Source organism: Acinetobacter nosocomialis NIPH 2119 (genome assembly GCF_000368085.1).
Classification (GTDB): domain Bacteria; phylum Pseudomonadota; class Gammaproteobacteria; order Pseudomonadales; family Moraxellaceae; genus Acinetobacter; species Acinetobacter nosocomialis.
In genome coordinates this window covers 2,122,681-2,144,115 of record NZ_KB849239.1, presented here as the reverse complement: position 1 = coordinate 2,144,115, position 21,435 = coordinate 2,122,681, and the positions used below count along the sequence as shown (strand labels likewise).

Here is a 21,435-nt window from a genome sequence, read left to right as displayed (position 1 = left end):
TGAAAAAAACAAAAGGCACTCAATTATGTAAGTATGTTCATCAGTGGCAGACTGTTGATAAAATGCACAGCATTTTATTTTAGTTATGCTATGATGTGCAGACATTCATGGGGATGTTATTGGCTTCGACGCCGGTGATGAAACTCATAGATGCATGCCGAGAGCGCATTTTCTCTCGTAAATAAAATTTGCATTTAAATAGTCGCAAACGACGAAACTTACGCTCTAGCTGCCTAAGGGCCGCTTGTCCGCTTCCTAGAATACTTGTGGTCTGGGAACCCGACTGAAGCGCACGCACACAAGTCCGTATAGAGTCAAGCCTCGGGGCTTTATACCAAACTTAGAGGATCGCACCTTGTACCCTGTTCGTCGGGTCACTTGGTGTTAAAACAATAGACGATATCTAAGCATGTAGTATTCTCGAGCGTAGTGCTGGCGGACGCGGGTTCAACTCCCGCCATCTCCACCAAGATTCGTGAAAAGCCCTGAAACGAAAGTTTCGGGGTTTTTTCTTTTTAAGATTTAAATTAAATAATAAAAATCTAATTCTTTAGTATAGAAATTAATAAAAATCTAAATTTTTCTATATTATAAATAGAAGAAATATAATTTAAAGAAACTTATTTTTTAATTAAAGATGTAATAAATTACTTGTGGGGTATGCAATGAAATTGGAATATATTTTTGATAATGTTAAAAAAATAAGGATTGATATAGATCTCTTTTTTCAACAGTCAGAGATGGAATTAACAAAATGGAGAACCCAAATTAGAGAGATATATAAACGTGATAAAAATAATCCTCGTTTTACTTGCTTGTTTTGTGAATCTCCAGTAACTCTTGCTCGTCGTATGGATCATATGAGTTTGCAGAACTCACCAACATTCTTCTTTAAACATTTTCCAGAATTTGAGAATAATCCACAATTTTTTTGTCCAGTTAAAGATATAAATAAGTTGTCAGCACAAGAAAAAAATATTTTAAAGTATAAAATGGCTAAGGAGAGCCAAGAACATAAATCACTTAAATATAATATTGAAAATAGTCTTAAAGCCGATAAAGATTTTGATAATATCAGAGTTGAAAGTGTATGTAAGAGTATTGACTTATCTGAATGGCGTAAACCCGATGTTTCTGCTTTATATTTAAATAAGCTAATAGTATTTGAAGGGCAGCTTTCAACTACTTTTTTAAACGTTATAATAGATAGGAAAGTTTTTTATCAGGATAATAATGCTTGTCTGATATGGGTTTTTGATCAATTTAAACCTACTGAAAAAGTTATGAAACAGTCTATTCAAGATATTTATTATAATAATAATGCTAACGCATTTGTGGTGGATAATTTCACATTATTGGAATCAATTAAAGAAAAAAAGTTTATATTAGAGTGTAATTATTTAAAGCCGGAAGTAAAAAATAATAAAATAGTAAATAAATGGGAAAAGAAATTTATTAGTTTTAAAGATTTAACCTTAAATAAGGAAACTAGTCAAATTTATTACTTTGACTATGAGTCAGAATACTTTGCGCTTAAGAAAAAACTAGGTTTACGGATAGATTATTTAGAAGAAGATAGAGAAATAAATTTAAAAGATAAAAACGAATTGCTTAGAGATTTTATTGATTTATGGTGTAATACTCGATATCTTTCAGAAGCACAATTTAATGCTAAATGGTTTTTAATTTATAGTGACTTGGAAAAGTTAAATATTAATGTGCCAAAAAATATCTTAAGGTCTCCTTTTAAAACAGTGGTTAACTCGATTTTAAGTGCAAAATTAGGATATGTTATAGGTTATCATATAACAGACTTGGTTGGTGTTGCTCAAAATTTAATGGAACATCATCCTGAGTATATAAAACATTTTTTACTTACTTTGAAAGTAACTGGAAAGTTAAATTTACTCGAAAATAATTTAGTTAAATTTGAAAAATGGAGTAGTAGGTATTCTGAGTATATTCAACAGCCTGATAGTTTGAAAATTTATAATCATGACTTAAATGATTTTATAGAATTTTTAGTTCCTGAGTTTGAGGGACGTTTGAAGGAATGGGGTTGTAAAAATCGAAGTTCAAATTAATTTATATTGCGATATAATATGATTTTTAGTATTTTTATATTAATGAATTAAAAATAAACAATTTTTTAATACTTTGAATTATTGCTTAGGGTGAAATAATGTGGGCCGATACTGAAACTGAAGTTGATATGTTGAACTTTGCTGTGGTGGCAAATACTGCGGCGGAATTAATTAAAGAATCAAATGATGAGCCGCTTTCTATAGGGGTTTCTGGTGGGTGGGGGTCGGTAAATCATCTTTAGTCAAAATGATTAAGGCCTCGCTTTTAGAGGCCGAAAAAGATATTGATGATAAACATAAAAAATATATTTTTATTGATTTTAATGCTTGGTTGTATCAGGGATACGAAGAAGCCAAAATAGCATTACTTCAAGTTGTGGCAGATAAACTCTTAGAGGAAGCTAAAAAGAGACAAACTGTTGTAGATAAAGCAGTAGACTTTTTTAAAAGAATAAAGTGGCTGAAAGCAATTCAATATTTATATCCAATGGGGCGTAATGCTGCTATTGGAGCAGCTGTTGGTGGACCAGCAGGAGCATTGATTGGTGCTGGTATAGGTGTTTTTGAAACTAGGGAGCTTCCATCTGCTGAAGGATTTAAAGAAGCTACAGGAAATATAGAAGCATTGGGTAAAGAGTTAGGCAATTTAGTTTCTCAAACCGAAGAATCAACTTTACCAAAAGAAATTGATACTTTGAGAAAGACTTTTTCTGAAATTTTGACTGATTTAGATATTAGGTTAGTAGTTTTTGTAGATGATTTAGATAGATGTTTACCACACACCGCAATTTCAACTTTAGAAGCAATGCGTCTATTACTATTTATGCCACGATCTTCATTTATTATTGCAGCTGATGAAGAGATGATTAGAAGTGCTGTGAGAGTTCATTTCGAAGGGCTTGAAATTACAAATAGCTTGGTAACTAGTTATTTTGACAAACTTATTCAAGTACCTTTAAGAGTCCCTAGGCTTGGTACCAATGAAGTGAAAGCCTATCTCGCTCTTCTATTTGGAGATTTATCCAAAAGAAAAGGACAGTTAACGTCAACAGAATATAACAACGCAAAAGATTTCATTCTCAGTAAGTTAAAGAAACCATGGGAAGGAGGCTTAAGTTATGAAGATCTTAAAACTGCATATGCTAATAAAGAGGAATTGTTATCAAGGCTAAATCTTGCTGAGGATATTTCTAAATTCTTAACAAGTGAAGATGAAATAGCAGGGAATCCACGTTTAATTAAACGATTCATGAATAATTTAATTATTAGAGAAAAAATAGCATCAGCACAAGGGATAGGAATAGATTTCGAATTATTAGTAAAAATTCAATTGTTTGAAAGATGTGCATTACCAAATGAGTTTGAATATTTAAATAAAATTGTTCTTAGTTCGGATGATGGTATTTCAGAAATAATTATAGAAATTGAAGACCAGATAGCAAGTGGTGGGGAAGTTAAGTATCCGACTGAATTTAATAGTGACTTTTGTAAAAAATGGTTTGAAATTAATCCTAAACTTGGAGGTGTAAATCTAAAGCCATATTTATATTTAAGCCAAGATCGATCTATAGATATTGTCCAAGGTCAAGAGTTATCAAATGAAAGCCTTCAAATATTGGCAGCAATTATTGGTGCAAAAAGTTATATGGATCCTTTAAAGACACAAATAAAAAGTTTAAATGCTTATGATGCCAAAGCAATTCTTAAAAGATTAATAAGAAATGCAAAATTAGCGCAATTTACTAAAGAAAGTTTAGCTTGCTGTTTAAATATAACTCGTCATTTTCCTGAGCTTTCACCAGATTTGGCAAATTTTCTTAAAAATTTACCTAGCCAAAAAATTGTAGCGCCATTAGTACCTACGTTTAGAAATGAAAATTGGATTAAAGAAGTATTTGATGCTTGGAATAAAAATCCAGACGTAGAACAACGAGTCAAAACTGCAATAGCACAAAATGGATGAATAATTAAATGGGTACTTCAACTTCTAGTAAAGGGCCACAAGGTGGAATTTCGTTTGATCCTCCATGGTTGGATCAAATTCCAACCAGTGGAGGGCCTGATATAGATACTAATAATAATGTTAATCAAGATGCTAATGATGAACAAAATACTCAAGTAGGCGGAATTTCTCCACCTAGACGTTTTGCTCCCTCCAGAACTCCTATGAGAGAGTTTCTAAAACACGGTGGTCAACAAAATTTTAGAAAAGTTGCCGGAAACTATTCTAAAACTGGAATGGGTGGAGCAAAACAACTTTCTTCTAGAATGAGAGTTGCTACCACAGTTGGCTCAAATTTATTTGGTCTAATACAAAATATAGAAAACATACCCAGTATTCAAAAGTGGTTATCGAGTTTAAATGGTGCAACTCCTAATTTTAGAGAGTTAGAAAACCAAATCATTAATATACTTATACCTGATGGTGGAAGCGTTGATGAGGATTCATGCAGAGATTCTTTATCTAAAGCAATGAGTGAACTTTATGAGACTAACCCAGATATAGACTTACAAAATATTCAACAAAATGAAATATGGTTTTTAATTGAACGTTTTTTAGCAAGTGAGTGTCTAAATCGTTTATGTCATGATATTGGTCAAGTTATGGAAAGCTCAGAATTTAAACCTGAAGTTATTGTGCACAGAATGGATGAGATGAGAAGCTATCTTGAAGCAGATTTAAAAAGTAACTTAGAGGTTTTGAAAACTCATTTAGTTAATCCCTCAAATAGAGAAATTAAAAAAGTTCTTGAAAAAAGTTTAGAAAATACTTTCTCTCTTTATGAGGGTGAAATTTAATGAAAGTTATATGTAAAGATAAATGTGATTTTCTGACACAGTTAGAAAATAATACTTTTAATTTTTGTTTTTTTGACAATAGTGGTCATTCTAATATAGGTACGATTGGTTTAAAGCTGTTAAAAGATTTCAAGAAAAAAGGAATTACGCCTAGTACTGTAGTTTTTGACTTTCTCAGAATTGGTTTAGCTATTAATGCAGCTGATCAAGTGTGTGATAGATCACATAGTCCTGATGGATGGACTAGACAAATAGATTTAGAAGTTTCTTTGTGTGATCCGCAGAAATGGGAAGATAATAAGGAAGATTTGATTAAGCTTTTAAGAAAGCTTACAGGTGATTTTTGGACTCTAAATTTCATTCAATCTACTAAAGAATTTAAATGGGATACACCACATCCATCCAAATTAAAACTGTATCAAGATGCCACCTGTGTATCCTTATTATCAGGGGGGATGGATAGTTTAATTGGTGGAATTGATCTGTGTGAGGAAGGAGAAAAACCTCTCTTTGTCTCACAAGTAGTTAAAGGGGATAGACAAAAACAAATTCAATACGCAAAAGTACTTAAATCCTCAAATCAACATTTTCAATGGAGTCATGCAACTGGTTTAAGATCAAGAGGTGAACGATCTTCAAGAGCTAGGTCAATAGTATTTTATGCATTTGCATTGGTTGCTTCTGAATTATTAAACTCTAATACAACAAAAAAAATTATCGTACCTGAAAATGGGTTTATTAGTTTAAATATCCCTCTCAATCTAGGCCGTTTTGGTAGTTTGAGTACGAAAACAACACATCCAATTGTATTGGAAATATTAGAAAATATATGGAAAAAAGTTGGATTAGATGTGCAACTAGTCAATCCATATCAGTTTATGACAAAAGGTGAAATGATTAAAAATTGTAAGAATCTTGCGCTCTTAAAAAGGCATATATCAACAACTACAAGTTGTAGTCGTTATCTGACTTATGGTTATAAGCATTGTGGTCGCTGTGTACCATGTCTTGTTAGACGCGCAGCATTTAAAGCTGGAGGAATTCCAGACAAAACTAAAGAATACTCTATCAAAAAAATTGCAAAAGGCGGTATTGAAAAAGATGCTAATGATATTGCAGCTGTTGCAATGGCTTGCTTAATGAGACAGAAGAAAGGGGTAAAATACTTTAGTGGGGCTTTAGCATTTGCTGATGCAGAAAATTATACTCGATATGAAAAAGTTGTAGATACAGGTATCCTTGAATTACAGGCTCTACTACAACAACATAAAGTGATTTCATAATATGGATTTGCATTGTCACTTAGATTTGTATCCCAATTCTTTAGAGTTAGCTCACAAAGTTAATGAACGATGTGAGTTTACTTTACTAGTTACAACTAGTCCCAGAGCTTGGATTGCAACTTCGAAAAGAATGAAAATCTTTAATAATATTAAGGTAGCTTTAGGGCTTCATCCTGAAATTGCTCATCTAAAGTATGATGAATTATCTCTATTTCTTGATAACATCAAAAATACTCGTTTTATTGGCGAGATTGGTTTAGATGGTAGTCCAAAATATAAAGATACTTTTGAATTGCAAGCTCAGATTTTTGATAAAGTTATGGCTGAATGTAATTTACACGGCAATAAAGTTATTAGCATCCATTCTAGAGGAGCAGTCAAAGAAGTTTTAAATATCTTACTGAAATACCCTAAATGTGGTAAGCCAATTTTACATTGGTATACTGGTAGTTTAAAAGACCTTCAAATTGCTATTAAATTAGGGTGTAGATTTAGTATTGGATTACAAATGTTAAAAACTAAAAAAGGAATAGAAATTATAAATAATATTCCTAAAGAATTGATTCTTTTAGAAACGGATGGTCCTTTTGTCAGTCTTGATAACAATTTTACATATCCTTGGGACACCGAGAAAATAATTCCTTATTTAAGTGAGGTTTGGGGGGTAAATAAGGACATATGTTGTAATCAGTTAAGAGATAACTTAAATAAATTATTAAAAATTTAAAATAACTAAGTTTATTGGCCTACAAGAGTTCTACCGCGCAAGGCCCCCGTGCCACAACAGAACTTTAATTTTTTGCGCTGATTTAAAGTCATCCACCATTGCGACACAGAGATAAGGGAGCTAAGCCAAATGCTTAGCCCATGTCATTTTTATCGCACCGCCGCATTACACTAAAAAAAGTAGGGGCAAAGTCCTGTGGGAGAGCAGGACTTTGCAAACTGACATGTTCTAGACGTTGCATAAGCTGAGGCGAATACACTTGTTCGAGCCGTTGGTAAATACAGTCGCAACTGGCTTGAGTGTGCCCACCCGACAGGCAAATTTTTTCAAACTCCTGCTGAGTGTGTATGTCACAACCCGAAACGCTGTAATCGCCGACAACGAGGCCTAAAACTAAAATAGTTTTATAAAATTTCATATTATTCTCGTGATGATTTGGGGATATCTCAATGAGAAAAAATAAACCGCTATATTTTAAGTTTTAAAATCATTTTTAAAGGCAATAGTTAACCCGCCTATAAAAGCAATAAAATAAAATGACTTAAATTTTAAAATAAAAATAATTTATAGATTTAAAACTTTAGATAATAGAAAATCTAAATTTTAAATAAATAAAAATTTTATAAGGGAGAGGGGATAACTATATATAGTGGCATGGTCAACTCCTTAAAATATATGGAGTTCTACCACCAAAAATCACCGTCAATTGATTAGGGTGGTAGAACGAAAGAGGGTTGACAGACCGGACATACAGAACCAGCACACCCGAAGGTGTCCCCCTTCCGCCCTACCGCAACGTGAGGGGGACGGTGGTTTTTACACACAGATCTTCCCCTCAGAAGGAGCAAATCTGATGCGCTGTATGTATAGCGGTCTGTCAAAACCGACTGGCAATGTAGGCCAGCGGGACCATAATAATCATAAGTTTTTAACAGGTCAATTCAATTTAAATAAAATATTATAAAAATTTTAAATATAAATTTATATTTTAATTAAACTCAAAAGTTAATCGATTTAAATCGTAAAATTAATAAAAATAATAAAGCTAAACTAAACGTTTAGCCTGCTCTTAAAATGTATAACGGTAATTAATAAATACTCGGTGCTGGTCCCAATCTTTACGCGTCATTCCATTTATTTTTTCACCTAGGTTTGCATTTTCAAACTTTGACTCATAATGCAAAAATGAATAGCGCACATCTAAGTTTTTTACCCACGGCAAGGCATAACTCACCGTAAAGTCAAAGTAACGTTCTTTACCTTCAATATCACTGCTAATGTTACTTTGGTGAGCGCCAAAGCCATAAATATACTTCGCCTCGGTTTTTAAACCTTTCACATAGTCTTTCCAGTTATATTTCAACCGAAGGGCAACGGCGGTTTCATCATTATTGGTAAAGTCGGGGCCAATGGTTGCAGAGGTCGGAAACGGGTTGGTGCCGTGATCTTGCGTTAAAATCGAGTTGCGGGCAGAGTGCACGGCAAAGTTATCTTCAATCCAAAAACCATCAAACTTTGAAACGGCAATGCCACCTTCGAGATTATTCTTGGCCACATTTACATCGACAAAATAACCATTACCGCGGTTGTTAATGTCTTGGCCTTTGACACAATCCAGCTCGGTTTCGGCACCGCATTTAAACAGCTTGCCATCATCACGCGAGAAAAAAGCACCTGTGTTAAATGTCCACACCAAGCCATGCAAGGGAAATTTATATTGAGCAATCGCCCCGTACTTTTTTAAATAATCTTTGCTGTTTAAATACTCGGCATTCACACTCCAGTTTTTGTATTGATACTTGGCACCGAGCAAACCGACATAATCAATGCGCTCGTCATTTTCAGTCACCAGTTTTTCAAATGAGTCCATGCTGCGCGGTTTCCAGCGGTCATAGTAGGCCATGTAAGTCTGTAGCTGATCATTCAGTTGAAACTGCCCACTCGCACCCGAAAAAGTGTCGGGCACCGCGCGGTTATTGGTGCTTTTAAGCAAGAGTGAATCGTGCAATTGGCGACCTAATTTAATTTCGCCTTTGTCGCCGAGTTTTGCCTTGATATAGAGCTGACCTAAAGTGGCAAAGTTTTGATCAAGCTTGCCGTTATTTTCGACCTCTAAAAGCTGAGCGCTTGGCTTACCTGAGTCAAATAACTTGGTGACTGCATAGAGTGAACTATCTACTCCAAGCCAGTCCCACAAGTAAGGTGACTGATAATTTAACTCAAGCCCTAAAGCACTTTGTTCATATTCACTCGACGAAGGCGAAGGGTTGGCAAGCGTGGGGTGGGCAGTGCCTTCATCGTTCCAGTAACGGGTGTTAAGTTTTAATTCTAACTTGCCAAATTGTTGAGGAAGCTCTGCATAAGCATTGCTCACGCTGCCTAAACCAATACAGCCCCATAGCAAATATTTATTCATTTTAAATTCCTTTTTTAAGCATGAATAAGCCCTTTGCCTAACGCTGGGTTAGGCAAGCTTTTTATGAAATGGATGAATTAAGGAGAGAGTTTTTCGAGCACTTGGCCTTTGGTTTCAATGGCGAACAAGAAGGTCACAAGCCCACCAATGAGCGCCACAACGGCAAGCACACTAAACACATATTGAATGCCATAGCCACCAACAACCAGACCCACCATCACAGGCCCAATTGCAGAGCCGGCACGTAGCCAAGCAGTACTAAACCCAATGCCCATCGCACGTAGGCGAGTAGGGTAAAGTTCGGCAGCGTAAAGGTATAAAGAGAATGAAATGGTTTGCAAAATGGCATAGCTCAGCGTTGCTAAAATCACAACTTGCATCGCCGATTTTGCACCTAAAATCGAGAGGCTCATGAGTGGAATAATCGCCAAGAAAAACGCTGCACTGTACCAAGGACGGCGGCCGACTTTATCAATCATTAAGGCACAGATAATAGAGGCAATCACACCCACACCTGAAGTAATCCAGCCATAACCTAAACTGGTTTGCAGCGACAGACCAAAATGTTGTTTGTAAAGAGATGGCAGCCAAGTCACCATGGCATTGTTCACCATATACACGCAAAACCACATGCCCCACAGGGTAAAGGTACGTTTACGGTAAATGCCACGGAACAGCTCGCGCCAGTCGGTTTTTGCCATGCCTTGCGGGTTAATTTCTTTAACCATAGGTTCAGCCAAAGTTTTACCGCTTTTAATGGCACCATCTTCAAAGCTTTTAACCACTTGATCTGCTTCTTTAAAACGGCCTTTTGAAGCAAGCCAGCGTGGTGATTCAGGCAAGAAAAACCGTAAAGGAATCACCAGTAAAGATGGAATTAAGCCTACAATAAACATGACTTTCCAGCCGTAAATTGGCATCAGGAAAAATGCAGCCATGCCTGCAAACATAAGACCGAGCGGGAACAAAACTTCATAGAGCAAGAAAAACTTACCGCGCTTTTCTGCACCAATAAACTCATTAATATAGGCACTTGCAACAGGCACTTCACCACCTGTTCCAACACCTTGCAAGAAACGGAAAATTAACAGCGACATTCCGCTCCAAGCAAACAGACAAGAAATGTCCATTGCCACAAACAGTAAAATGGTAAAAGACAGCACTTTTAAACGACCGACTTTTTCGGCAAGAGAACCAAAGAAGATCGCACCAACCAGTTGCCCGACATAGCCCGCGGCAATGATTGCGCCGACATAGGCAGGCGTTAGGTGCCATTCGGTAATGAGTTGGGGTAAAGCAAAGGCAATCGCAAGAACAGTATAAGCGTCAAAAAAGGTCGCGATACCGATGGTAATTCGCATAAATTGCAATCGACCAGTGACGGGTAGCCGTTCGAGTCTTGCAATAATTTCCGCATTTTTTTGATGATGACTAATTTGTTCTACATCCGCTAGATTTGTCATCTTATATCTCCTTATCACTACATTCCTCGTAGTTTTGTTGTTCTATTTCGCACTACCTGTTCACCACAGTTTGCATGCTTTTTATTATTGTTTTTAAGAGACATGCCCGATGTTTGGCCTCAGGCAGCGTACAGGAAAAAAAGGCTAGCGTATATGCTAGCCCGAATGGAATTTAAGCAACGGCTTGGGTTAAATCGACCTTGCCAATTCCGGCTTGACGCATTGCATCATGAATTTCTTGCTCAGCACCATCAGCGAGTGGAAGCAGAGGCGAACGCACAGTGGCATGGTCCAAAATTCCGCGAGCAACCAATGCATGTTTAAGCGCGACCGTGCCTTCCATGTGTGAACCGCGGTGATAAACATTGCGAGTCACTGGTAATAATTGGTCGTGAATCGCTCGTGCTTTAGCGTAATCTTTGGCTTTACCTGCTTTAATCATTTCAATTAAAAGTTCAGGGGCAATATTGCCATAGCCCACTAAAGCGCCGTCTACATCAAACATGGTGTGAAGCAAATATTCATCGTGGCACGTCAACACCTGTAAGTCTGGACGTTCACGGCGAATAATCGGAATTTCGACATCCCAGCGGCGCATATTACGCACACCATTTTTCATGGCAAACACGCCTGGCTGTGCAGAAATATCGAGTAGAGTGTCTAGGTCGTAAGTGGCCTTCGTTGCATCTGGATATTGGAATAGAATAGATGGCAAACCACTTTCTTCGTAAATTGCTTTATAGCGATCTTGTGGTGCGCCTTTTTGATAGCCAAAACGCAACCAGCCATGTGAAGGGTAAATTAAACCTGCCGAAGCACCCGCGCTGACTGCACGTTTTGCTTCTTCTGCTGCAACCGAAGTACCTTCGAGTGTAATCCCTGCGATTACCGGAATTTTGTCATCTACAGATTTAACAAAGCTTTCGATGACCTGCATCTGTTCTTTTTGCGACAAGAATGTTCCTTCACCTGCATGCCCAAGAACAACCAAGCCTTTCACACCATCAATACTGCCTAACCATGAACCTAAACGTTGAATTGCATCATGGTCTACTTGTCCGTCACGGGTAAAAGGAGTCACAGGTGCTGGGGTTAATCCACGTAAATCTAAACTCATAATCGTACTTCCTATACAGTGTAATTAAATATTCTCTGGTTCTTAATCTGACTTAAATCGTGTTGTAGAGAACATGATTGGAGTATAGAAATAGGTGAGCTATGTAGGAATTACCAATTCTTGAATTTCAGTTATACTGAAAATGTATGGCTCAAAAATGCCTATTTACGATTTAGGAAGAATCGATGAATTATGAATTATGGAAAATATTTTTAGACGCGGTGGAACTCGGTAGCTTAAGTAAAGTCGCGATGCTGCATAATACCAACCAACCGCAAATCAGTCGGCAAATGAACGAGCTTGAAGCGCAATGTGGTGGACGTTTGTTTAACCGAACTGGACGCGGCGTCGAACTCACCGACTTAGGTCAGCATTTACTTCCTAAAATTCGTTCCTGGCTGAACGTGACCGACCAACTGAATAATGAAATTTTGCACTCGACCGACACCCCAATTGGTACGGTGCGCATAGCCAGCTTACCGTCTACAGCACATCCGTTGTTATCGACTTTGTATAAAGTGCTTCAAGAGAAATATCCCCTAATTAAACTTTCAGTACGTGAAGGGCAAGGCGTGCATTTAGAAAAATGGCTAGAAGATGGCAGCGTCGATTTAGCCATACTCTATAGCTTTAACCCAACGCCTAAACAGGGCGATGTTTACCTTACCCAAGCCGATACCTATTTGGTCGGCTGTGAAGGAGATGCACTCACTCAGGCAAATGAAGTCGAATTTAAAGCAGTAAGTGAGTTACCGCTGGTCACGTTTTGCAGGCCAAGTAACTGGCGCAATTTTTTAGACCACATGGCTTATGAAAATGGGGTAGAGCTGAATATTGTTTTTGAAGCCGACTCGATTAGTTTACAAACTCATTTGGTTTCCGAGTCTCGCATGTATACCATGCTGGGGCCTCAAGCTTTAAAAAAAGCCAGCCAATACACTCCAATTCAAGCAGCAAAAATTATTAATCCCGCGCTCAAGCGCTATATTTCTTTGTCTATTTCTAAACATGGCTATTTAACGCCTGCGTGTAAGGCAGTGATGGAAGAAATTAGAAATTTGGCTGATTTGCTTTGAAGAACTTATAACTTTATGACTGGCACTGCTGCATGGTACGCAGCATGGTTTTTACAAAATCACGTGGTACTTCTGGGCTTTGTAGACTTAAACTTCCAAGCTTCTGCATGAGTTTTGGGGAGTATTGACGTTCTAAACGATGATAAATACATGAACAAGCTGCACGGCTATGTCCGGCTGCGACACACTTTGAGTAAAAGTCACGGTGCGCATAATTTTTATAGCCAGCAGAGGCAAACGATACAAATAATAATCCACCTAAAAAAACTAAAAAATTATAAAAAGACATATTCCTTCTCGTCGTTGTTGTTTTCTTTATTCACCACCACAACAGCTACTTGTGCAAAATATTGGCGAAACTCGCGGCCCCATCATAGTGAGAACGATTTTAGAGGTCAAATTGATTTGAAAATGAAAAACATTTTGTGGCCTAAAAAGAGACAAATTGCATTGTTGCTATTTTGAAGACAGTGTTGCGACATTAAACAGTCTATGTTTTTACATGCTTTTTTGTTTTGATAAATACTTTAGCTTTGATTTGTTTTTAAATATTTAAAACATCTTTGTACTGAATTTAATGACTTTAAAATAACAGGATGCTGCTTATGCCAGAGACTTCAATTCAACAAGAAACACAAAGTACATGGGCGCTATGTCGAGATCCTGTTTTACTGACTATGGTCGGTGGGGCAATTGATACCATTGGCTTTATTGCGTTATTTGGTTTTTTTACCGCGCACGTAACGGGTAACTTGGTACTGGCAGGAGCGGCTTTAGTGAAGGGCGGTACAGGTGTCTGGATTAAACTTGCGGCTATTCCATTGTTTATTGTGACGGTGGTGATTACCAAACTGTTAATTGACCGTAGTCAGGCTAAACACAAAACGCTGTCTTATTTATTTTTATTTGAGGCTATTTTTCTCTTTGCCTTTATGGTTGCTGGGCTTTATTTCGAGCCATTTAAAAATGCCGATGCGATTACGGTTGCAATCACAGGTGGTCTCGGTTTAATTGCCTTAGCTATTCGTAATACTTCAAGTAAAACACTCATTAAAAATATTAGCCCAAGTACCATGATGACAGGCAACACCACCCAGCTTGGGATTGATATTGCCAACTTGCTTAAAAATAATAATGAGGCCAATCGGACAAGTCTGTTTAAAAGTGCCAGTATTGTCATTGGCTTTGTTATAGGCGCTTTGATGGGGGCGGTACTGTATGTCTATTTTGACTTTTGGAGTGTAGCGCCGTTTATTTTACCTATCCTTTATTTTTCTTATTTGGCTTCACAGCAGAAGTTTAAACAAGCTTAAACAGTGCGATTGAAAGAGCCTGAATTTAAATAAATTCAGGCTTTTATTATTTCAATAAAGCACCATTGGAGCTGAGCTGAAATTGTTCGGGCACTGCTTTACGGGCATAATGATGAGTGGGGAAATACATTCGCGAAAGGAATGCACAATGACAAAATCCGGCCATTATTTAGTGCTTACTATAATGGGACTGCTGAGCGGTTGTCAGGTCATTCATTTAAAAGAAAGTAATTTAAGCAGTGCTTTAAAAAGTAAAAATGAAAGTATTTTGACTGACAATACTTTAAGTCATCAAACCCAAAACCTGCTGTATTTGGTCAAAGAAAATGAGACGTCTTGCCTGCAAAATTTTAATGTCTGTTTAAATAAAATTCAGGGGTTGTCTGAAAATAGCAGCCGAGAAGAACGCTATGCTGCGCTCAGTGAAATTTATTTGGCAAAAGCTTTAGATGTTGGGCGTAGTAGCCAGTGTAATGTCACTCTTAAAAGTAACAGTTGTGTCGAGCAAGAGCTGGCATTGTTTGATAAAAGCTTGCGCTATAGCTATGTCTATTTGTTTGATTCTGAAGAGTCACCTTTTGATCGGGTATTTGACCATCGACAAAATCAAGTGCGTATTTTTTATAACGTGGCTTTATCAAAACTCATGACCACGTATTTTAATCATTTAAATACGCTTCATTTTCCACCTTTACTAAAAGCAGATGGGCATGAGTACCAAGTCAACTTTGATCATGCCGTAGATGTACAAAATATTGAAGTCGATACCTTTCGCTCTAGCTATAACATGAACTTTTCAGGGTTTAATACCGTCAACCGTAAGGATGGTTTAGGTGCTGAATTTATTGTGGGGCGTAAGGAGCATGATGTAAATCATGGTTTTATTTTAGACCCCGACGCTTTTTATGCTCACCAGAGTAATCCGAATATACATTTACCACGCTTCTTTCCAGTCACGGCTATTGCTTACCCAAAACAAAAGGCCACAGCCGATCAGGTCATTGCTGGGGCAGATTTGGAAATTGCCATGTTTGACCCATACCGACAGGACCGCGTAAAAGTTGAAGGCGTGGACTATCCGCTCACTGCCAACTATTCGGCACCTTATGGGCTTTGGCTATCAAAATATAATCTAGGTGCAGCAGGCTATTGGTCTTTAATTAATAAAGAAGCCAATTTAATCATGCCGCATTTATATATGCTGGAACCCTTTAACCCCAATAAGAAAATTATTGTGTTTATACATGGTCTGGCAAGCAGCCCAGAGGCGTGGGTGAGCCTAACCAATGACATTATGGGCGATGCCGAATTAAGACAAAACTACCAAGTTTGGCAGGTGTTTTATTCAACCAATATGCCAATTTTTGAAAGTCGTTTTCAGATTTACTCTTTGCTGAATCAAGCTTTTCAAAACGTTGCTAAAGACAGTTACGCTGCGCACGATGCAGTGTTGGTTGGGCATAGTATGGGCGGAGTGATTAGCCGCCTATTGGTAAGCGATGCTGATGTTTCAGAGCAAGCCATGCAAAAAATGAATGAAGCACAGCTAAAGCGTTTAAAAGAAAATCCGGTTATTCGAGAGCGTTTTCAGTTCAAAGCCTTGCCTTATTTTAAGCGGGTTGTTTTTGTTTCGGCGCCGCATCATGGTACTGACTACGCTGACCGATGGTTTACCCAAATTGCTCGCCGTATTATTCGTTTACCTGCCGACTTTTTTATTGCGGTTGAAATGAGAGATGAGAAAAATACAAAACTCAGAAAAGGCTTAATTGAAAACGGAGCAAGTAATTTAAGTCGTTCTTCTAACTTTATGCAGTTGACCCAAGCCATTCAGCCATCGTCCAACGTGGTCTATCACTCGATTATGGGCAACATAAATGGCACCACAGATAAGTCAAAAATGAGTGATGGAATTGTGCCTTATCAAAGTTCACATTTAGGTGGGGAGCAGTCGGAGCTGATTATTAAAGGTGGGCATTCGATTCAAACTAGCCCTGAGGCAATTTTAGAATTACGTCGTATTTTAAGATTGCATTTAAAGCAGTCGCAGCCTTCAAAATAGAATTTTTTTTTAGAAACCACTGCTGAAATAGCTCAACAGTGGTTGAAGTGATTAATTAAGCTGGTTTTGTTTGAGCGATTTTTTATGGTCAAAGTAGCTGATTGAAAAAATAACCAAGCCGACCAAATACAGCACACCAGACAACAGAAGTAAGTCTAAACCTGCTGCATAGAGCAACCAAAGTGCATAGATTGAAGCGACACTTGCAATGGCAATATGCGGCGTGCGTTTATGGCGAATGGATTCTTTAAGATAAAACGCCGATACCAGAAAATAAGGCAGCAAAATCATCACAGATGAAATCAATAAAAGCTGGGTGTAGTTTTTATTGAAAAAATACACGGCAATGAGGGAGCCTTGCACCACAATAGTGGTCAGCCATAGTGATGAAATCGGTACATTGTTCTGATTATTTTTTAAAAATAATTTAGGGAATGCACCATTTTTTGCAGCTAGATATGGAATTTCGGTCGCAAATAACGTCCAGCTTAAATAAGACGAAGAAACTGAAATAATCAAGCCGATAGTAATAATGATGGTACCTGGTAGACCGATGAGTTGCTGCAAAATGGTCGCCATAGATGGGTTATGCATGCCAGCAAGGGCTTCACGGCTCACCACACCATAAGCCAATACTGTGACCATCACGTAAAAACTTAATGCCAGTAACACACCTAAAATGGTTGCTTTGCCAATGTCATGACGGTTTTTGGCACGTGATGATAAAACCACCGCACCTTCAATACCGGTAAATACCCAAAGGGTAATCAGCATTAGGTCTTTGACTTGCTGCCAAAGCGGAACTTTTAAAGAGAAGTCATTTAAGTTGAGTTTGAATAAATCAAACTTAAAGGCAATGAAGGTAAAGAAGATGAACACCACCATTGGAATAATTTTGGCAATGGTTGCCAGTAAATTCACAATCGCAGCTTCTTTAATACCTCGGCTTACTAACCAGTGCACCAGCCATACAAAAATGCTTGAGCCAATCAGAGAGTAGAGTGTATTACCTTCACCAAAAATAATGTGGTCTTTGCTGTCGGTAAACATGCCAACGCCTGAAAAGGCAATCACCACATAACCGACAATACCAATGGTGGTACATAACCAATAGCCCCACGCCGAGCAAAAACCGATGAGGTCTCCAAAGCCTTCGCGTGCATAGTTATAAATACCACCATCTAGGTCTGGTCGTTGACGGGTTAAGTGCAACAATGAGAGAGCCAAGAAAATAATGCCGACTCCGGTAATGAGCCATGCAATAAGAAGGGCAGAGCCGTTGGCGACTTGAGCCATATTTTGGGGAAGGCTAAATACGCCTGACCCCACCATAGAGCTAAATACCAGCGCTGTAAGAGACAACAATCCAATTTTGGCAGCAGACATGGTATTTATTCTTTAAAAAATTGAGAAAGTTCAGCAATGTGTTCTGGTCCAATACCGCAGCAACCGCCCACTAAACTTGCACCTGCTTGCTGCCATTGCTTGGCAAAACCTAAATAAGCAGGCGCATCTAGGTCTTTACGAATTTCATCCAGACCATCGTTAGCAGTAGCGCTTTCATCTTGCGGTGGGAAAGCGTTGGCATAAGCACCAATTTGCACAGACTCAGGTATGAGTTCTTTAATTTCATTAATCGCTTGCAAGATCACTTCAGGTTGGCAGCAGTTAAATAACACCGCTTTAGCATTTGACTGCTTTATAAAGTCAGCCACTTGCTGCATATTTTCGCCTGAACGAAGGAGTGCTTGTTCTTGTTTAATTTCATCTTGCAGCGTAAATGACACCCAATAGTCTTTACCATCTTGTGGCAATAACGCGTGTACTGTTTCAACTTCTTTTAAGCAAGATTGAGTTTCAGCGAGCCAAAAATCAACTTCTGGTGCCAATGTGTTAATGATTGGCTCAGCAAGGTTTTTAGCCTGTTCAGGTTGGAACAAGTCAGCGCGATAAGAACCAAATAACGGTGGTAAGCAGCCTGCAATTTTGACATTTTTGCCGCTTTCTTTAACTGCGTTTTTTGCTTGTTCGATGGCAACTTTAATTAAACGTACGCCGTCAGTTTCAAAGCGTTCTTGCCCAATATGAAATGGCACAACTGCATAGTTATTGGTGGTAATGACTTCTGCACCAGCGTTGATAAAGTCGAGATGGACTTCTTTTACTGTTTCAGGTGCTTCAATGAGTGCAAGAGCAGACCATTCTGGTTGACGAAACGGAGCGCCACGGCGGGCCAATTCACGGCCTAAACCGCCATCTAAAATTTTCATAAATATAACGTAAAGGGAGAAAAATAATTCAGCTAATCTAGCGTGTAGATGAATGCTATTCAATCGCTAATATGCTCGTTATATTTCTAAATAAATTAGATTGTTATGAATATTTTTTCTTAAAAGGAATTCTGTAAATGCTGTTCAGTTTTACTGATGAACTTCATGTGAAAATGGAAATATTTTCATTTAGAAATATAGAACCAAATAATCTTATAACGCGCCGTATTGCTGCCAACTTTCACCAGTATGCTGTGTTTTATAATAGGCTTGAAGTTGTTCGAGCTGCGTAAAATGTACGCCTGACCACACCAATAAACTAATGAATATAAGTACTTTAGATAAACTGCGAGCTTTACTTAGGCGAGTAAAAGCCAACACAACAAAAAATAAGGCAGGTAAAAATATAAAGAACTGAATAGGGGAGAAAAATAGATGAGCGGTGCTGAAATATAACGCGACTGCGCTCACGAACACATTTAGAACAGCACATAGTTTTTGATATTTACCGAGCTTAAATGCATAAGCTGTTATGGCAAGTAACACGGCTGAGCTGACATAAATTGCTGTACCGCCAATCATCCACATATAAAACCCGCTTAACAAAAGATAAGCCAGTAGCCAAACAAGTACGAGCTTAAAACAAAACGTTAAGAGGCGAGGTGATGATTTTAAAAGCGTCATGGCAAGTCTAAATATCTCAACTGAGGTCTAAAAAAACAAAAGGACGAATCGAAATTCATCCTTTTGATATTTTACTTATACATCATCAAACTTAGTTTGCTTTTGCAACAGGGGCAGCAGCAGTTTCATCGTTTGCAGCTTTGAACGGAGATGTATAGTTCAAGCCAAGCGTAGAGCTTGTGTACTGACGAACTTTGTCGAGTAACACAGGATCTTTGCTCAAGTCTTGCTTATAAGAAACCACAATTTCATGAAGCTTCTGGTTCCACTTACCTTCAGTTTGCTCTGGGAAAGCTTTTTCAAGTAAGTTAAGCATGATGTATGGAGAAGTCGAAGCACCCGGAGATGCACCTAACAATGCAGTTACAGCACCATCTTTAGAGGCAAAGATTTCTGTACCGAATTGAAGTGTTGCAGGTTTACCTGGTTCTTTCTTGATGATCTGAACACGTTGACCACCTTGGCTTAAGCGCCAGTCTTCAGCTTTCGCATCTGGGTAGTACTTACGAAGTTCATTTAGGCGGTCCTTGTCCGACATCATCACTTGGCTTACCAAGTACTTAACAAGATCAAGGTTTTCTAAACCAACAGTCGTCATTGGTAAGACGTTGTTTTTGTTTGTTGATGCAAGCAAGTCAAGCTGAGAACCATTTTTCAGGAACTTATTTGAATACGTTGCAAATGGACCAAACAATACATATTTTTTACCATCGATATAACGTGTATCAATATGTGGTACAGACATTGGAGGCGCACCAAGTTCAGCACGGCCATATACTTTCGCAGTGTGCTGAGAAGTAATTGCAGGGTTGTCAGTAATTAAGAACTCACCACCTACAGGGAAGCCAGCATATTGTTTTGCTTCTGGTAAACCAGTAAGTTGCAATAATTTAACTGCTGCACCGCCTGCACCGATAAACACAAAACGTGTTTTAACGTGGTCTGTTTTACCAGTTTTCAAATCTTTGAAAGACACCGTCCAAGTTTTGTCATCATTTTGGCTGATGCCAGTCACTTCAGTTGAAGTCTGTAATTTGAAGTTCGGGTTTTGGCTTAAGTGTTTCACTAACTGATTCGTGATTGAACCGTAGTTTACGTCTGAACCAACTTCCATACGCGTCGCTGCAACTTTTTGAGTTGGATCACGATCGTTCATCACTAAAGGTGCCCATTGTTTAATTACAGCTGGGTCTTCAGTAAATTTCATACCTTTGAAAAGCGGGCTTTGAATCATGGCAGCATAACGTTTTTCTAAGAACTGAACGTTATCGCCCCAAACAAAAGCAATGTGTGGAACTGGGTTAATGAATGTTTTCGGTTCAGCTAAAACACCTTGTTTTACCTGATATGACCAGAACTGTTTAGCGACTTCAAACTGAGAAGCAACTTTTTCAGCTTTGGCAATTTCCATCTTACCGTTTTTCTCTTCGGTATAGTTCATTTCCATAAAGCCAGAGTGGCCTGTTCCGGCATTGTTAAAGCCGTTTGAACTTTCTTGAGCAACTTGGTCAAGACGTTCATACATACGAATTTGCCAATTCGGTTCAAGCTCAGTGAAATAAGTACCGAGAGTGGCACTCATGATGCCGCCGCCAACAAGAACGGCATCAACAACTGGCTCATCTTTTGCAGTTTGTACCTGTTTTGACGCAATTGGTCTAAACAAGAAAACAATACCTGCAATTAAAATAAGAATGATTAATACCAGAAGGTATTTCAAAAACTTTTTCATGCAAGGGGAACCTTAAAATAAGTTATTTGAGTCACTTAAGGTGTGAGGAAACCTAGACAGCGTATCCAGACAAAACGGATATAAATGCGAAAATAAAATTCTCCAAAACAGAGAACTTTGAAAAAAGAAAAATTACTTGGGATTATCGCAAACACTCTATATTTTAGACTAATTTTGCATTGACAAGACAATTTTTATAATAAATGGGTTCTATTAAAATCATAAATATGATTTATATTTGATCAAATTAGGCTTTTATAAGATTATTTTTAGATTTTATTTTAATTTAAATAATTGAAATTTAATAAATAAAATAATATTGATTAAACTTAAATCACTTAATAGTAATATGCCTATAAAAATAAATTAATTTTTATTTCATACCCGATTTATGTAAATGTTCACCTTA

At 37.7% G+C, this 21,435-nt stretch carries 18 protein-coding genes and 1 other RNA gene; 10 read left to right on the top strand and 9 right to left on the bottom strand.

All coding sequences use genetic code 11. The annotated features are described in order from the left end of the window. Positions 1-109 precede the first annotated feature (109 nt). The 7 genes from ssrA (at position 110) to qatD (ending at position 6,893) form a co-directional block, all read left to right on the top strand. Positions 110-469, top strand: a transfer-messenger RNA (tmRNA) gene (gene ssrA, locus F984_RS22540). A gap of 196 nt (positions 470-665) precedes the next feature. Then, a complete protein-coding gene (locus tag F984_RS13855) occupies positions 666-2,084 on the top strand; it encodes a DUF6035 family protein (protein ID WP_004710202.1) in 1,419 nt (472 codons plus the stop codon). Between the two features lie 98 nt (positions 2,085-2,182). Continuing rightward, on the top strand, positions 2,183-2,326 hold the full coding sequence (locus F984_RS22830; RefSeq protein ID WP_004710201.1) for a hypothetical protein: 144 nt from the start codon (positions 2,183-2,185) through the stop codon (positions 2,324-2,326). Positions 2,327-2,331: 5 nt separating this feature from the next. Beyond that, positions 2,332-4,047, top strand: coding sequence for a KAP family P-loop NTPase fold protein (locus F984_RS13850; protein WP_050560550.1), 1,716 nt, complete (start codon positions 2,332-2,334; stop codon positions 4,045-4,047). 8 nt (positions 4,048-4,055) lie between these two features. Continuing rightward, complete coding sequence (gene qatB / locus F984_RS13845; RefSeq protein WP_004710197.1) at positions 4,056-4,883, top strand: Qat anti-phage system associated protein QatB; 828 nt, start codon at positions 4,056-4,058, stop codon at positions 4,881-4,883. Continuing rightward, positions 4,883-6,166 carry a Qat anti-phage system QueC-like protein QatC gene (gene qatC, locus F984_RS13840; protein WP_004710195.1) on the top strand — a complete coding sequence of 428 codons (1,284 nt, stop codon included), beginning with the start codon at positions 4,883-4,885 and terminating at the stop codon, positions 6,164-6,166. Before qatB ends, qatC begins: the two co-directional genes overlap by 1 nt. Position 6,167: 1 nt before the next feature. Beyond that, a complete protein-coding gene (gene qatD / locus F984_RS13835) occupies positions 6,168-6,893 on the top strand; it encodes a Qat anti-phage system TatD family nuclease QatD (protein WP_004710194.1) in 726 nt (241 codons plus the stop codon). Positions 6,894-7,026: 133 nt separating this feature from the next. Here the strand turns inward: qatD and F984_RS13830 are convergent, their stop codons facing one another. The 4 genes from F984_RS13830 to F984_RS13815 all read right to left on the bottom strand — a co-directional run bounded on the left by F984_RS13830 (position 7,027) and on the right by F984_RS13815 (position 11,889). Further along, the gene (locus tag F984_RS13830; protein ID WP_000675263.1) at positions 7,027-7,311 is read right to left on the bottom strand and encodes a hypothetical protein; all 285 of its coding nucleotides are present in this window, start codon (positions 7,309-7,311) and stop codon (positions 7,027-7,029) included. Between the two features lie 651 nt (positions 7,312-7,962). Then, positions 7,963-9,309: an OprD family outer membrane porin gene (locus F984_RS13825; protein ID WP_004710192.1), complete on the bottom strand. Its 1,347-nt coding sequence runs from the start codon at positions 9,307-9,309 to the stop codon at positions 7,963-7,965. Between the two features lie 77 nt (positions 9,310-9,386). Further along, positions 9,387-10,772 carry an MFS transporter gene (locus F984_RS13820; RefSeq protein WP_004710189.1) on the bottom strand — a complete coding sequence of 462 codons (1,386 nt, stop codon included), beginning with the start codon at positions 10,770-10,772 and terminating at the stop codon, positions 9,387-9,389. A gap of 172 nt (positions 10,773-10,944) precedes the next feature. Continuing rightward, a complete protein-coding gene (locus tag F984_RS13815) occupies positions 10,945-11,889 on the bottom strand; it encodes a dihydrodipicolinate synthase family protein (RefSeq protein WP_000050871.1) in 945 nt (314 codons plus the stop codon). A gap of 185 nt (positions 11,890-12,074) precedes the next feature. Between F984_RS13815 and F984_RS13810 the strand changes: the two genes are divergently transcribed. Further along, a complete protein-coding gene (locus F984_RS13810) occupies positions 12,075-12,965 on the top strand; it encodes a LysR family transcriptional regulator (protein WP_004710187.1) in 891 nt (296 codons plus the stop codon). 13 nt (positions 12,966-12,978) lie between these two features. Here the strand turns inward: F984_RS13810 and F984_RS13805 are convergent, their stop codons facing one another. Further along, positions 12,979-13,254 carry a hypothetical protein gene (locus F984_RS13805; RefSeq protein ID WP_004710184.1) on the bottom strand — a complete coding sequence of 92 codons (276 nt, stop codon included), beginning with the start codon at positions 13,252-13,254 and terminating at the stop codon, positions 12,979-12,981. 316 nt (positions 13,255-13,570) lie between these two features. On the opposite strand from F984_RS13805, the gene F984_RS13800 reads away from it, so the two are divergent. Both F984_RS13800 and F984_RS13795 read left to right on the top strand, forming a co-directional pair. Then, positions 13,571-14,278, top strand: coding sequence for a YoaK family protein (locus F984_RS13800; protein ID WP_004710183.1), 708 nt, complete (start codon positions 13,571-13,573; stop codon positions 14,276-14,278). A gap of 148 nt (positions 14,279-14,426) precedes the next feature. Further along, a complete protein-coding gene (locus tag F984_RS13795) occupies positions 14,427-16,340 on the top strand; it encodes a lipase family alpha/beta hydrolase (RefSeq protein ID WP_004710180.1) in 1,914 nt (637 codons plus the stop codon). A gap of 51 nt (positions 16,341-16,391) precedes the next feature. Here the strand turns inward: F984_RS13795 and F984_RS13790 are convergent, their stop codons facing one another. From F984_RS13790 to mqo, 4 genes are all read right to left on the bottom strand, one after another. Further along, a complete protein-coding gene (locus tag F984_RS13790; RefSeq protein ID WP_004710179.1) occupies positions 16,392-17,726 on the bottom strand; it encodes a basic amino acid/polyamine antiporter in 1,335 nt (444 codons plus the stop codon). A 5-nt stretch (positions 17,727-17,731) separates the two neighbouring features. After that, positions 17,732-18,610, bottom strand: coding sequence for a homocysteine S-methyltransferase family protein (locus F984_RS13785; protein WP_004710177.1), 879 nt, complete (start codon positions 18,608-18,610; stop codon positions 17,732-17,734). Between the two features lie 213 nt (positions 18,611-18,823). Continuing rightward, positions 18,824-19,294, bottom strand: coding sequence for a hypothetical protein (locus F984_RS13780; protein ID WP_004710174.1), 471 nt, complete (start codon positions 19,292-19,294; stop codon positions 18,824-18,826). 91 nt (positions 19,295-19,385) lie between these two features. Next, entirely contained in the window at positions 19,386-21,026 is a 1,641-nt protein-coding gene (gene mqo / locus F984_RS13775; RefSeq protein ID WP_002054430.1) for a malate dehydrogenase (quinone), read from the bottom strand. Positions 21,027-21,435: the final 409 nt, after the last annotated feature.

Excerpts from the sequence above, each read along its gene's own strand:
- F984_RS13805 (WP_004710184.1), bottom strand. The coding sequence starts at position 13,254 with ATGTCTTTTTATAATTTTTTAGTTTTTTTAGGTGGATTATTATTTGTA.
- F984_RS13825 (WP_004710192.1), bottom strand. The coding sequence starts at position 9,309 with ATGAATAAATATTTGCTATGGGGCTGTATTGGTTTAGGCAGCGTGAGC.
- qatC (WP_004710195.1), top strand. The coding sequence starts at position 4,883 with ATGAAAGTTATATGTAAAGATAAATGTGATTTTCTGACACAGTTAGAA.
- F984_RS22830 (WP_004710201.1), top strand. The coding sequence starts at position 2,183 with ATGTGGGCCGATACTGAAACTGAAGTTGATATGTTGAACTTTGCTGTG.
- F984_RS13780 (WP_004710174.1), bottom strand. The coding sequence starts at position 19,294 with ATGACGCTTTTAAAATCATCACCTCGCCTCTTAACGTTTTGTTTTAAG.
- F984_RS13815 (WP_000050871.1), bottom strand. The coding sequence starts at position 11,889 with ATGAGTTTAGATTTACGTGGATTAACCCCAGCACCTGTGACTCCTTTT.
- qatB (WP_004710197.1), top strand. The coding sequence starts at position 4,056 with ATGGGTACTTCAACTTCTAGTAAAGGGCCACAAGGTGGAATTTCGTTT.
- F984_RS13795 (WP_004710180.1), top strand. The coding sequence starts at position 14,427 with ATGACAAAATCCGGCCATTATTTAGTGCTTACTATAATGGGACTGCTG.
- F984_RS13855 (WP_004710202.1), top strand. The coding sequence starts at position 666 with ATGAAATTGGAATATATTTTTGATAATGTTAAAAAAATAAGGATTGAT.
- F984_RS13810 (WP_004710187.1), top strand. The coding sequence starts at position 12,075 with ATGAATTATGAATTATGGAAAATATTTTTAGACGCGGTGGAACTCGGT.
- F984_RS13830 (WP_000675263.1), bottom strand. The coding sequence starts at position 7,311 with ATGAAATTTTATAAAACTATTTTAGTTTTAGGCCTCGTTGTCGGCGAT.
- F984_RS13820 (WP_004710189.1), bottom strand. The coding sequence starts at position 10,772 with ATGACAAATCTAGCGGATGTAGAACAAATTAGTCATCATCAAAAAAAT.
- qatD (WP_004710194.1), top strand. The coding sequence starts at position 6,168 with ATGGATTTGCATTGTCACTTAGATTTGTATCCCAATTCTTTAGAGTTA.
- F984_RS13790 (WP_004710179.1), bottom strand. The coding sequence starts at position 17,726 with ATGTCTGCTGCCAAAATTGGATTGTTGTCTCTTACAGCGCTGGTATTT.
- mqo (WP_002054430.1), bottom strand. The coding sequence starts at position 21,026 with ATGAAAAAGTTTTTGAAATACCTTCTGGTATTAATCATTCTTATTTTA.
- F984_RS13785 (WP_004710177.1), bottom strand. The coding sequence starts at position 18,610 with ATGAAAATTTTAGATGGCGGTTTAGGCCGTGAATTGGCCCGCCGTGGC.
- F984_RS13850 (WP_050560550.1), top strand. The coding sequence starts at position 2,332 with ATGATTAAGGCCTCGCTTTTAGAGGCCGAAAAAGATATTGATGATAAA.
- F984_RS13800 (WP_004710183.1), top strand. The coding sequence starts at position 13,571 with ATGCCAGAGACTTCAATTCAACAAGAAACACAAAGTACATGGGCGCTA.